The sequence below is a fragment of the Deltaproteobacteria bacterium genome (genome assembly GCA_016930875.1).
GTDB lineage: Bacteria > Desulfobacterota > Desulfobacteria > Desulfobacterales.
This window is the reverse complement of record JAFGFW010000064.1, coordinates 1-13,309: the sequence shown is the minus strand read 5'-3', so window position 1 is coordinate 13,309 and position 13,309 is coordinate 1. Positions and strand designations below refer to the sequence as shown.

Here is a 13,309-nt window from a genome sequence, read left to right as displayed (position 1 = left end):
GTGAGTAATGACACGACATGTCTCCGCGTATACCAAAATTGAAAAGCTGTGTCCAGCAAAATTTAAGAGTTCACCGAATATTTACTTCCTATTTGCACGGGAGCATCATAATGTGTAACCCGTAACGTGTCAAGTGTCATCCTCCCCCACGACCAAAATAAGACACATCGTAGAATGGTCGTGACCAACTCCCTGTTTCAGGCGGCCCCGGTTCCATCAAAGCTCTCTGACGCAAAGCAATTTCTGCACGAACGTCCCGTATCCTCCGACGAACGTCCCGTATCCTCCGAAGTACAAGCAGGTTGACGTCTTCCGGAAGCCCGATTTGTTTTCGTGAATTATTCCATGCGAAATGGCTATTCTAACGAACACCGCCATTTTACATAGATTCTTAAAACCACCTTTTTTGCCCCCCAAAAGAGCTGTTTACAGCCAAAAAACAGGCTGATTTTCGATCCTTTGCTAATGATATGGAATCGTTAGCGTGGTCCGACCCGGAAGCGGACCCTCCCCAAAATATCCCGTCTTCAAAGAACCTCGCCAAATATGAGCTTACCGTTGGTCGGCCCTCCGAATCCATCTCAAGGGCATATATCCCGTGCTCATCCCCATATTCCGCCTTTAACTGGCGTGCCCGCGTATCCCTTTGCCTTTCGTCTGCAAAAGGTCCTAGAAGATCGGGAGAAACGTCACCCCAAACAACCAACACATAGTAGTCGCTGTTCTTTTCTGGCATAAACACACCCTCATATTTCTATTTTCTCCAAATGCAGGCCATAAATCTACAGACTATAGTATGCATTTCGGGTGGCAGCTGATTTGAGTATACGGACGACTGTGGTCGGACGGCACTTAACGCTGGTAGGACAAAAGGACGGGTTTTAGTCGGAAGGAACACGCAAGACTATTCCCAGACGAACACCTCGTCTCTGAGACAGAAACTGCAAAACTAAAGGATGTCCCCCTCAGTCCCCCGGCCCCCAGTCCCTTTGCCTTTCCCCTTTCGGCACGAAACTTAGAAACTTAAGGGATGTCCCAGAATTCCCATAGCCCTCCCCGATTCAGTCATGAAAGCCTAACTCGCTCCAGCGTTTCCTTTCGTTTTCGCCAATCCGGTTGGCAGCGGGTCAACAGGGCGTAGAACGCCTTTGAGTGGTTGTGGCACTTCAAGTGACACAATTCATGCATGATGACATACTCAATGCAATGCACAGGCGCCTGCACCAGTTTGACGTTCAGTGTAATTCGGCCTGCAGGACTGCAGCTTCCCCACCGCGTGCGCATGATACGAATTACCGACAGTGGCTCAGGGACACCGTGGCGAGATGCAATGGTGTAGCACTTGTCCATATAACGGTCCAGGGTCTCCCGAGCCCTTTTACGAAACCATGCGTCCACCACTTTTCTGATGCTTTTAATGTCATTTTTGTCTTCGACCCAAACCCAAAGAAAACGCCCAAGCATTTTGGCCGGTTGCTTCGGACCATTCCTGACTCTCAACCGGTATTGCCTTCCCAAGTAAACGAAGCTCTCCCCACTGACATATCGTTTCGGCGTTGGCAAAGGGTGATAAGTTTCCACTTTGTCGAGAGTCTTCGCAATCCATGGCGCCTTCTTCTTAACAGCTTCACGAATTTGGTCTTCTTTGGCATTTTTCGGGGCAAACACGTTCACGGTCAGCGCTGGAGACACGACGATACGCAAACGTTTGCGATCGGCACGATGCAGGCGGTATCGGATCTGGCGAGTACCGAACTGAATGACATCCTTTGCAGCCTTAGTCTTCATTGGCAATCGCCACCTCTATGCATCGATCAATGATGGCATCATGTTCATCCAGCGAGAGTTCAAGGCCGTGTTCCTCGACAACTTCAAAGATGATATCGTCGATTTCGCCCCGCATTTTGTTGATTGCGTCCTGATTTATGCGCCAATCACGGATTCTGTGTGGGGATATCCGCTCCACAATCTGGAGCGCAATCTCTGTTCCATACGTGTCACTGCCCTCTCCATATTTGGCTGTAGCTTCCCGCACGCAACCATAGTAACGACGTGCCATGTCTTTTCCGACTAATTCATAAGGGATGTCGTCATCGGTGTGGGTCACGACCTTTGTGGAAATGTCCTGGATCTTCTCAAGGGCTTCCAGGGCCTGAAGCCGACCCTGGTGGTAGGCTTCAATAACTTCTTCGAGAAGCTTGGAGAATTTCTTGTAGAAGACTGGATCTTTCGCCATTTCCTGTTCAATCACATGGCGGGTCGCAGAGGCAATCATATCGGCCTTGGCCCCCACGCTCTTCCCGTTATCCTCGAGCACCTGTTGGCGCGCCTTGGCATCAAGAAGATTGATCGGTTCGCAAAGCTGCTCGACCTCACCAGCCCCAACGTGGGTATCGATGAGTTTCTTGATCTTCGGTTCGTACTCAGAGAAATCGATGGTTTCCTGATACCGCTGCGTCACAGCCGCTCTGAGATTCTGGAAGAACTTGAGGTCAGCCTTGTATTTTCTAATGGTCTTTTCTGAGGTGGTTTCTAGGAAGCTCATGGACGACAAGGCAAGGGAAAGGGTTCGGACAAAAAGACTGAATCGTTCGTAGAACCGGTTTCGCAAGTTATCATCTCGGAGGTGTACTTCATAGACTTCAGGGTCTTTGGCACCCTTTACTTCCTCAAAGAGCTCCCACAAGTTCGAATGGAGTTGTGGCAATTCGGCTGCCCTGTCGGCGATATAGGTGACCGTCTCTTCCAGGTCTGCCCGGTCATAGTTGGCCAGTTGAGTGTAAAAGTCGATGGCTTCGTCCAGCTCGCCAATGACCCCGCTGTAGTCAAGAATAAGTCCATATTCCTTGCCTTCGTACAAGCGATTTACGCGGGCAATGGCCTGAAGGAGGGAGTGCTCCTTGAGTTTCCTGGCAAGATAGAGCACTGTGTTGCAAGGGGCATCAAATCCCACGAGCAGTTTGTCCACGACGATGATGATCTCCGGGTGATCCCCGTGTTTAAAGGCATTGATGAGCTGCTTGTTATATTTCTCCTCAGAACCGTAACGATCCATCATGACCTGCCAGAAGGCTTTTTCTGTCTGGGACGGTTCACCCCCTATCCCCTCTCCTTCTCTTTCAGCAGGCGCAGAGATCAGGACCTCGGTAGAAACCATGGCGAACTCATCCATGAACTGCTTGTACAGTATCGCCGTTTCTTTTCGAGGGGTCACAAGCTGTCCCTTGAGACCTGTGTCCTGGTATGTCGCAGCATAATGGAGGCTCACATCCCAGGCAATCATCCGGACTTTTTGTGCGGCCATATTGAGCTGGCGCTCGGTGGAAAATTTCCTTTTCAGGTCTGCCTTCTGTGCCTTTGTAAGCCCCACGGTGAGTTTTTCAAACCAGCCGTCAATGGCCTTTTTCTCAACTTCTTGCGGCACGTGCCGGGCCTCATAGAGCAGGGGTACCACGGCCTTGTCCTCCACGGCGCGGGAGATGGTATATGCCGGTTGGAAAAGATCTCCGAATTTGGCAAACGTGTTTCTTTTTGCTGATTTGGCCAGCGGGGTCCCTGTGAAGGCGATGAAACACGCCCCTTTCAGAGCTAAGCGCATACGGGTGTGTTGTTCCTCGTATTGACCACGATGCCCCTCGTCCACCAGGACAAAGGTGTTGCGGTCAGCCTGCCTCAAATTCCGGCTGGATGTGGCTGTGGCGAACTTGTGAATAAGCGTTGTGACGATGTGGGTGCGCTGGTCCAGAAGCAGTTCAACAAGATGCTTTCCCGTATTGGCCTGCTCCGGCTCCAGACCACAGGCCCGAAAGGTTCCGCAGATCTGGTCGTCCAGGTCGATCCGGTCGGTCACCAGAATGACCTTGGGGTTCAAGATATCAGGCCGCAAGGCAAGGGACTTGGCCAGCATGACCATAGTCAACGACTTGCCGCTTCCCTGGGTATGCCATACCACTCCGCCCGGTCGCGATTCATGAGGTTGCACGCTCAAAACGCGCTTCATAATGTCATGGACCGTAAAATACTGCTGATACCGGGCAATCTTTTTCGTGCCATTATCAAAGAGGATGAACTTGAAAGCCAATTCAAGGAGACGCTTGGGACGACAGAGGGCATACAGGGCCCGGTCCTGCTCGTAGATCTCCCTTCCCTGCTCAAGAATGGATAGATACTTGTGACGCACATCGTCAAAAGGAATGGACAATAGCTGATCCATATCCGTTTGATCCAACTGCTTTTTGAGCAACTGCCGGATTGAGGCGTCAAGGTGTTCTGCCTTCCAGACCGCCCAGAACTGCCGAGCGGTCCCCGTGGTGCCGTACTGGGCCTTGTCGCGGGCCAGGGCCAGGAGGAGCTGGCTATAGAGAAAAAGCTGCGGGATGCCGTCTTTTGCCTGATAGTCGCCAAGTTGGTCAATAGCAAGGTCGATGGGTTTTTTCTTGGTCTGGGTATAGGCAGACCGCTTGCATTCCATGACCACCAGGGGAATGCCGTTTACGAACAAGACAATGTCGGGAATGTAATGCTTTTGGTGGCCGATTCGCTCCGCCTTGAATTCTGCGGTGCAGTGATACGTGTTGTTCTCCGGGTTCTTCCAGTCGATATAGTCGATCGTGAAGCTCTTGGTGTCTCCTTCCACCGTTTGGGGGACGCTGGTCCCCAGGCACAGCAGATCATAGGCCTGTTCGTTCTGATGCGTTGCGCCTGTGGCCCGGAAGCCTTTCAGCGCCTGCGCGGCGTTCTGGATGGCATTTTCAGTAAAGGGATGGGTGCTGCCTTTGAATTCATAACGGCAATGGGTACGGATGTGATCGACGAGGATGGGCTCCAAGATGGTGGAACCCAGCCGCTCGCCTCGAAGGTGCACAGTCTCCTCCGGTGTCAGGTATTGCCAGCCGAGCTTGATCAGCAGTTCCAAGGCCGGAAGCTGGGACTGGACCTTTTCCAGATAGCTGGGCGTTTCGTAGTCGGAAACACCGTATGGGACTGGCTCTTCCATCTACGTTTTCACCCGTACCTCGCCGGTGAGTAATTTCTGCATGAGACCGCGTTTTTGTTTTTCAAGGGCGGTGAGCCTTTCTATCAGTACCCTGATCTCTTTATCCGCAGAGGAAAGGACTCGCGCGATCTTTTTTTGTTCGACAAAATCGGCCGGTATTGTCACTCTTGTTGTGAGAAAAACATTGAGTTTCACGGCCATTCTTTCAACGAGAGTCCCCTCAACGCGAGCAGCAAACATGCGTATCTGGTTTTCTGAACACAGCAATTCGGACAAGAAAACCGGGTGGCATCTTGAAGCGTGTGAAACGCTCAGAACCTCGTAAATTGGAGATACAAGTACTTCAAAACCTACCTTACTTCTGGCAATAGCTCCCCACCGAAGGTTTGAAGGATTGAAGACAATGTCATTGGGATATACTTTCTTGTATTGTTTTGTCTCCTTGTTCTTGACTAATGCTTGGCGGTCGTACCTGTCTGTTTTTGGTGTAATGCCATTCTCGATAGTCAGAGAATAGAGCGGAAGATTTGTCGTTATCTCAGAGCAAGTGTTTCTCGGTTGGAGAAGCTGAGACAACTTGCACTCCTCCCACGGTCTGTCAAACCCCGGCAACCGCTTTTTGCCCGTGAGCAGTTGCTGCATGAGGGCCTTCTTGCGGCGCATTTTCGCATCAATGAGCCTGCGCGTCTGATCAATGGCCTCATCCCATGTGGAAAGAATCTCGGCGATTTCTTTTTGTTCGGGGAGAGGGGGATGACTTACTCGAATAAGATGAAGGTCATTTCTATTGACGCCGGGCACCCCTGTTTTGTCGCTAAACCGTCTAAAATCAAGAGACTTCAAAAGGTAAAAGATATACTTGGGATAATTTCCGCGGAAGTCACTAACGAACAACGTAGTGTTTAAGGGCCAAAAATCCTCGCTAACATAATATACTTCACCAACACTACCGTAACGGCCTGTTACAACTCCTGGCGATGACACCTTTGCTTCCTTGTGCCACCCCGTTTGTCCACCGGAAGAAATAACTGGCACATTACCGTCTGTTCGTTGGCTCCTAGGCAGATCGAAGCCACGTTGAAGTGTTAAAACTTGTTTGAGTTTTCTTGCCCTCCATTCGTCAGGTTGCATAGAAAACGCTCACTATGTAAAGACCGAAACACTCCACCTTCGTTTTCTTATATCCCGGCCTGTTTTCGTTGCGCTCGCTCACGCTTTAACCTTTGTCAACCACGAACCACACGAAATAAACGAAATCTTTTTTCTCTATTTTTGTGTATTTTGTGTATTTCGTGGTTACAAAATAAACCTCATTGACTTTGCGTTACTTTATGCGCTGGCGAAAAAATTAACGCGCAAAATTAGCTATTAATAATAAGTGGTTATTAAGCTCTTTGCGTTTTTTAAACGTTAAACCCATGATGTCCTAGGTGTTGGAATGGCCCTTTCCCCTGCCAGGAAATCATCTGGCACCGTGCGCCCGGCCAACAGAGTGAATAAGCCCGTCCTTTTTCATTTCCCGAAGCAGCGTTTGAATCTGATCACGTGTCAAGTCTGGCAGGACATCCTTGAATTCACAAAAGACACGAAATAGGTCCCATCTATTTCCGTGCGTTTTGTGTGGTTCGTGATCTGGTGATTTTTTCTTGTTTTACAATAGGTTAACAAATGAACCAACTTTTTCACACTCGTATTTACGTGCGCGCTCGTATTTACGATCTCGGGACGTAGTAGGTCCCTTTTCCCCGTCCTTTGGCAAAAATCTTTCCTGCTTTCATCAGCCGTTTGAGCAAACGGGTGGCCTGAAAGGGGCTTATTCTGCAAAGATCCGCTGTATCCCTGCGTTGGGTTGCGTACAAACAAAAGCTCTTTTCAATCAAGCGGCGCTATATATGTCCATTTATTACAATATGTTTTGATTTTCTATTGCGCCGTTATTGCGCCGTTAATCCTCAATATCGTTCCCGTGAAGATCTTCTCTGTTTGCGCCAGGATACCATCGTGCGGCCCTGGTGCGGCCCTTCACGTGAATCGAATACTCTCGTTTCATTTCCCCGAGTAACTTTTGAATCTGGTCGTGTGATAAGGCCGGGAGGACATCTTTAAGTTCATTCAACCTGCTCCCGACGGCCTTATTGTCCCGAATATGTTGCAGGAGCAGCGCCTTATTTGTTTCCCTGTCCAAACCTCTCTTTCGCGTGTACACACCTTTTCGCCCAACAAACTTATAAAATCGGCGAGAAAGGATGTGTTTACGGCCCGTCTTTTCTATCACTCCGGAACGGCGTAACAAGGGCAGCCGGTCCCGTGCCCAGCGGGGAATGGACTTTTCTCTGCGCACAAGGTCGAGGACTATCAGGTCCGTGGTGTTGAAGGAGGACAGGGTCTCCTTGCCGATCTGTTCCAAGAAACGCAGAAAAAGAGGGTCCTGAATCTCACCATGCAACACAAGAGAGACTTGATAATCGTCAGTTCCTGAAAAATCAGGTGGAAGCTTGCTCTCCTTCACGCTGTTTTCGAACATCCGGTCAGCGCCCTGGCCTGAGCGTTCCACTAAGCCGCATTTTGCAAAGACTTCGGCAATGCGGCGATTGCGGGGAAATTGACGCCACAAGATATTTTCGGCTGTTATTCCAGGGGGAAATCCTCCGGGACTGACGATTTCTATTTGCTTTGGAAATTGTCGGATAAAGACCGAGCCGCTTAGTCGGTATTCGCGGTGACTCACGGCGTTCAGAATGGCTTCTCGAATAACAGCCTCATTGAATGTGGGGATATCCCATACAAAGAGCCCCTCCTGGTAGTGGTATTTGTCATTTCGAAGGTTGATCGTGTTCCACAGGTTGTTGTGGAAGAGAAAGAAGCCTTGTCTGTATTCCATCCGTTGTTGATAGGTGATAGAGGACTCAGCAGATCGGTACTCAAAAACAACCTCTGACTGAGCAAGGTGTCTGCCCAACGCCTCCCGAGTTCCCAGCAGAATCAGGGCCGCGAATGTCACGTCCTCTCCCACCAGCAATTCCGCATCGCTCAAGAGCTGCCTATGGGTGAGATGCTCCAGGGCCGGATTGCCGGACCGACGGCGCCACATGTTTCGAAACACTTCAATGGCTTCCAGATGGAGATCTTTCTCGGCCGCTTTTTCACATATTTCAGCGGAAAAATCTGGCTGAGATTCAGCAAAGATCTTTTTCAACATGTCCGCCGTCATGGGAGCCAAGTCCTCACCGCTGCGCATCCAGTAGGCACCCTTGTATTGCATCGGTGTTCCAATTGGACGAGGCGGAACGGTGAAAACGAGAACCCGACCATCCGGATGATCTATGACATCTATTTCGACACGTGCGTGAAGGCGCTCTAAAAGCCCGGCCTTGGTCCTTTCAATCTTCAAAAAGGCCTGCGTTCCGACCACGTGGCGAGGTTTCTTGTCGGTAACCCCCAAGACGATTTTGCCGCCACCTTCATTGGCAAGCGCCACACAGTACCGCACAAGTTTTTCAAAGTCGAAGCGCTCTTTAGCTTCCTTGAATTCCAGATGTTCGGCTTCTTTCGCCTTCATCAAAGAGCGCAACTGTTCCAATGTCATATGCATCAGATGGATACCTTTAAAACCCCAACTCTTTCAGATAACCTTTCATCTTCGCCTGTGTTTTGGCCAGCTCGGTTTCGATCTGTTCGATCTCCTGCTGAACGGCAGCCATATCGATTTCAGGCTCCGGTTCAAAGGTGTCCACGTACCGCGGGATGTTTAGATTGAACTCATTCTCCTCGATCTCCTTGAACGTTGCCAGATAGGAATACTTGTCGATCGTCTTGCGCTCTTGAAACGTCTTGACGATTTTTTGGATGTCCTGCTCTCTGAGCTTGTTCTGGTTGGTGCCCTGCTCGTACTCGCGGCTGGCGTCAATAAAAAGGACCTTGCGGCCCTGTTTCCGCGATTTGTCAAAGACCATCAGGGCTGCCGGAATCCCTGTTCCAAAGAACAGGTTGGCGGGAAGGCCGATCACCGCATCGAGCAGATTCTCTTTAATGACTGCCTCCCGAATTTTGCCTTCCTGCCCACCTCGAAAGAGCACCCCATGAGGCACCACCACGCCCACGCGGCCTTTGCCGTCCATGGCCGTTGCCAGCATGTGGGAGATAAAGGCCCAGTCCCCCTTGCTTTTGGGGGGAATACCACGAAAAAAGCGCCCATAACGGTCTTCGGCGGCGATTTCCTGGCCCCACTTGTCCAGGCTAAAAGGTGGATTGGCAATCACCACGTCAAATTTCATGAGGGCATCGTCTTCCACGAATTGAGGATGCCGGATGGTGTCCTCCCACTCGATGTGGGCCGAGTCTACACCGTGCAGGAACATGTTCATCTTACAGAGCGCCCACGTGCTTCCGTTCATCTCCTGGCCGTAGAGGGCATAATCGTCCGAGCGGACCTGCTTGCCGGCGCGGATCAGCAATGACCCTGACCCGCAGGCCGGGTCACAGATGCGATCCCCCGGTTTCGGAGCCACAAGACGGGACAGCGTTTCCGAGACAGCCGCCGGCGTATAGAACTCGCCGGCCTTCTTCCCCGCGCTGGCAGCAAACTTTTCAATCAAGTACTCATAGACATCCCCAATAATGTCCAGGTGGCCCACGGACTCAAGGGTCAAATCCAGATCCACGAGATCTTCGAGTAGATGTTTCAGCCGTGTATTTCGTTGGCGTGTCTGTCCGAGGTTGGCCTCACTGTTATAATCAATGTTGCGAAAGACGTTGTGAAGTTTTAGCTTGTTGGCGTCCTCAAGGTGCTCCAGTAGGATATTGATCAGTTCGCCGATATTCGATCTGCCGCGTCGCTCGTAAAGACTGTCGAAGGTGGCGAGGAAGCGGTCCTCCACTTTTCCTGTGCTATCCCTCATTTCAATGTCTGGAATAACGAAGCGTTCGCGCTCCAGCGCACGCTTTATGCGCTCCTTGGCTCCTTTGTATTTGGCCGTCAACTGAGCCATCCTGGATTTGAGGATATCGCTCAGGTACTTCACAAACAACATGGTCAGGATATAATCCTTGTACTGGGCAGGATCGATGACGCCTCGGAAGGTATCGCAGGCCTGCCAGACCTTGTTTAAAATCGCGTCCTTTTTTTGTTGGTCATTCATATGATTATCCCCTTCGACTAACTGTCGCGAGCCGCTTGGAGACAAGCACCCGCTATCAGGTCTTTGCGTTTTTCCGCCAACACCTCAAGAAGTGCCTGTTCGTTGCGCATGAGTCCGTTTAGCTCTGTGATTCTGTGCTGAGTTTCCAGGGAGGGTAGAGGAACATCCAGGTTCTCTAAGACTGCCCGCCGAACCACCGGCATATGGACCCCTCTTCCGCTATACCTGCCTAGATAGTGTTTAACCGGCGCCTGATTGAGATACCAGAAAAGGTATTCCGGCAGAACCTTTTCGGTGGACACGCGAACGATGAAAAAACACGCTGCTGCCAATGCCGAATCCGGGATTTCGTCCAATAGCACGGAGTAGTTCCGGGCCCCCCGGGCCATAAAGAGCATGTCCCCCCACTTTAATATCCAGTCTTTCCCGGAAAGAACAGGTTCAAAGCGGATGAGGTCATCCGTGCGATAGGTAAGGCGATGACCATCAACGTCTTTGGCCTGTAGCAAGAAATGAGTGCCATCGTCGCGGGGTTCAATTTTCCCACGGCTGATATAACCACTTTGTATTCCCGCTATTTTCTTGAGGCGCATACCGAAAGTCCTTTATCACGGTATATTAGTAACTGCAACATGATAATAAAGACCCTAAGTATATTCAGGTGCGGTATAAAAGATCTTGCAATATTTACTTGACAAACAGCACTTCTGGTTTACAATTATAAATATCTTGCAAAATATTATCCAAAGGAGATTGATCATGTCAAGAAAAGAGAGAGTGACCAGGGTAATCGATGGTGACACGTTCATGACTGGATCCAGAAAGAGGCCTGTTCGGCTGGCAAACGTCAATGCACCTGAGACCGGCTCCCGTGGCGCAAAGGCTGCTACTAGAGTGTTGCGTGAGCTTATCCACGGACAGACTGTTTCCATCGATAGTGTGGCACGAGACAGGTATGGCCGGAGCGTTGCCAAAGTCAAGACCGGCAATCGTTCAGTGAATGCTGCTATGCGGCGCAAAGACTACAGGTAGGAAGGAGGAAGAAGAAATGATCCGAGTACATGTTCTCAATGTTGGACACGGCGATTGTATTCTACTGGAATTGCCAAGTGGCAGGCTGACGGTGGTGGACATTAACCGTAGCGAGAAAATGGATGCCGATTCTCTAACAGAGGTCATCCAAACGTGGAATCCATCGGGTGCCCTCTACGACCGTTTCTTGTATGGATCTGGAGCGTTGGACTACAAGACGCTTCTTCAGCGGGCTGGGTACGACATTCAACTCGAAGACCCGATCCCGTACATCAAGACTTTAACTCAGTCGCCCGGCAACACCGACGAAGCCTTTCGTTTTATCTCCACACACCCCCACATGGATCATTTGACGGGTCTTTCAGATCTCATGCGGAATGTGGCTATGATCAATGCCTGGGTATTGCCCAACTCGTACACCCAGGAACTCTCCAAGCTGACGGACTCTCAAAAAGCAGACTGGGCCCTTTATAGATCATTTCGTGATGACATTCAGAGCACAGTCAAAGTCGTGAGGCCCTTTGCCCGTGATACCGGCAACTACTGGACGGAAGACGGAATCACCATCCTCGCTCCAGATCCTGCCCTTCTAGAATCCGAAGACGAAAGCAGCGATGCGAACGGGATGAGTTATGTACTTCTCATTCAGCATGGTTGGAGCAAGGTGGTTCTTGGAGGCGATGCGGAAAAGGCAACGTGGGACTACATCGTGGAGAATCATGGTGCCGACATAATGGATATCCAGCTCCTGAAGGCCTCTCATCATGGCCGGGACAGCGGCTATCACCAACCGGCGGTAAAGCTGATGAGCCCGAAATACACGGCCGTTTCTGTGGGCAAGAAGCCTGATTGTGACGCTTCGAACAAGTACCGACAGTACAGCGACCACGTTGTGAGTACCCGTTGGCATGGCACGATGGTTTTTGACCTTTATGAAAACGGAACCATAGAATTCTGGCCGGAGAATGACAGATGCTCAAATTCCTTTTCGATGGCTATGCTTGGAAGAGTCGCATCCTTGTAGGTGTTCTCACCAGCCTTCCTCTTATAATCATCACACCGTGGGCCATGAGAATCCTGGCGGCAGAAGCCAACCCGTGGCTTGCCAATCCGATCATCATGGCAGCGGTTTCGGCGTTGGCGTCTCCTGTCGTGCGCCAGCTAGGACTGATGGCAGAGCCTTCTCTTCTTCGTGAATGGGGAGGCTACCCTTCTACCTCGCTCATGCGATGGCGAGACGGGTACAAGAGTGATGCATGGAAAAAACGCTTTCACGCCTTGGTCAAAGAGAGGCTTGGCATTCCACTCGCCTCGCCGCAAGAAGAACGAGATGACCCTGATGGGGCGGATGCCCGCATTGCCGATGCCTTTGCTGCAGTGAGGAAGAGAATATGGGGGAAAAAGGACTTGCCGAGTCATGCTGCGAACACAGACTATGGCTTTGCGCGAAATCTGTACGGCTGTACGTGGCTCTGGCTTTTTCTTTCGGCAGCAAGCACCGCCGCCCTGGTGATTGGCCCCGTTATAGCAGGCAGAGAGTTTCCTATCCCTGAGACAATGACATGTGCCCTATTGACAATAATGATTCCCATCTTGGAATGGTGGGTCATCAAGCCTCAGGCACGCCATTGTGCCTATCGCTATGCAGAACATGCTTGGGAAAGCCTTGTTGATCTAAAAGACTCAGTGGGGGAACCCTTAGGGACATCCTAACTTATTAACTTAGGGACCCCCTTGGAAAAACAACCCCGTCAATTCCAATACTGAACAAGATGTGGGGAAAGCTCTGAATTATCGGAGTTCGTGTGCCTTAGTTCCACGTGAACCCCATCACTCTGAGCCCCAAAACGCCAGAAGCCCATCGTTCTCAGAAAGATGGGCCTCGAGTGTTCAATTCATAGCCTCCCCCAGCAACACCTAAGGTATCAAAAACCCATCTCATGCAGATGGGAACTACGCTTCAGGACATCACAGCAGGTGGGTGAAATTTGACGGTCTAACTGGTCCTAACGTTGCGTATCAGGTAGTTAAGATTTTGTCAAGAATTACAAATGCCTCTGGATATTCTATATAGCGAAAGCGCAATTGGGTAGGTAGTCAGCAAATGGGGCTGTGCGGGCCGTAGAGGGGGTCTGGCGGGACT

The 13,309-nt window shown here is 50.6% G+C and carries 10 protein-coding genes; 3 read left to right on the top strand and 7 right to left on the bottom strand.

The annotated features are described in order from the left end of the window. Positions 1–391: 391 nt before the first annotated feature. From JW883_06615 to JW883_06585, 7 genes are all read right to left on the bottom strand, one after another. The gene (locus tag JW883_06615; GenBank protein MBN1841938.1) at positions 392–736 is read right to left on the bottom strand and encodes a hypothetical protein; all 345 of its coding nucleotides are present in this window, start codon (positions 734–736) and stop codon (positions 392–394) included. Between the two features lie 329 nt (positions 737–1,065). Further along, positions 1,066–1,788 (bottom strand): M48 family metallopeptidase, encoded by a 723-nt coding sequence (locus tag JW883_06610; protein MBN1841937.1) that lies wholly within the window; start codon positions 1,786–1,788, stop codon positions 1,066–1,068. After that, a complete protein-coding gene (locus tag JW883_06605) occupies positions 1,778–4,996 on the bottom strand; it encodes a type I restriction endonuclease subunit R (protein MBN1841936.1) in 3,219 nt (1,072 codons plus the stop codon). Before JW883_06605 ends, JW883_06610 begins: the two co-directional genes overlap by 11 nt. Next, entirely contained in the window at positions 4,997–6,127 is a 1,131-nt protein-coding gene (locus JW883_06600) for a restriction endonuclease subunit S (protein ID MBN1841935.1), read from the bottom strand. 814 nt (positions 6,128–6,941) lie between these two features. Beyond that, positions 6,942–8,588 carry a putative DNA binding domain-containing protein gene (locus tag JW883_06595; protein MBN1841934.1) on the bottom strand — a complete coding sequence of 549 codons (1,647 nt, stop codon included), beginning with the start codon at positions 8,586–8,588 and terminating at the stop codon, positions 6,942–6,944. Positions 8,589–8,601: 13 nt separating this feature from the next. Beyond that, entirely contained in the window at positions 8,602–10,134 is a 1,533-nt protein-coding gene (locus JW883_06590) for a type I restriction-modification system subunit M (GenBank protein ID MBN1841933.1), read from the bottom strand. Between the two features lie 17 nt (positions 10,135–10,151). Continuing rightward, positions 10,152–10,727 (bottom strand): restriction endonuclease subunit S, encoded by a 576-nt coding sequence (locus tag JW883_06585; protein ID MBN1841932.1) that lies wholly within the window; start codon positions 10,725–10,727, stop codon positions 10,152–10,154. A 166-nt stretch (positions 10,728–10,893) separates the two neighbouring features. Between JW883_06585 and JW883_06580 the strand changes: the two genes are divergently transcribed. The 3 genes from JW883_06580 to JW883_06570 are packed head-to-tail and all read left to right on the top strand — an operon-like array spanning position 10,894 to position 12,879. Next, a complete protein-coding gene (locus tag JW883_06580) occupies positions 10,894–11,166 on the top strand; it encodes a thermonuclease family protein (protein ID MBN1841931.1) in 273 nt (90 codons plus the stop codon). A 16-nt stretch (positions 11,167–11,182) separates the two neighbouring features. Next, positions 11,183–12,190: a hypothetical protein gene (locus JW883_06575; protein ID MBN1841930.1), complete on the top strand. Its 1,008-nt coding sequence runs from the start codon at positions 11,183–11,185 to the stop codon at positions 12,188–12,190. Further along, entirely contained in the window at positions 12,139–12,879 is a 741-nt protein-coding gene (locus JW883_06570) for a hypothetical protein (protein MBN1841929.1), read from the top strand. The genes JW883_06575 and JW883_06570 overlap by 52 nt, the downstream gene beginning before the upstream one ends. The last annotated feature ends 430 nt before the right edge of the window (positions 12,880–13,309 follow it).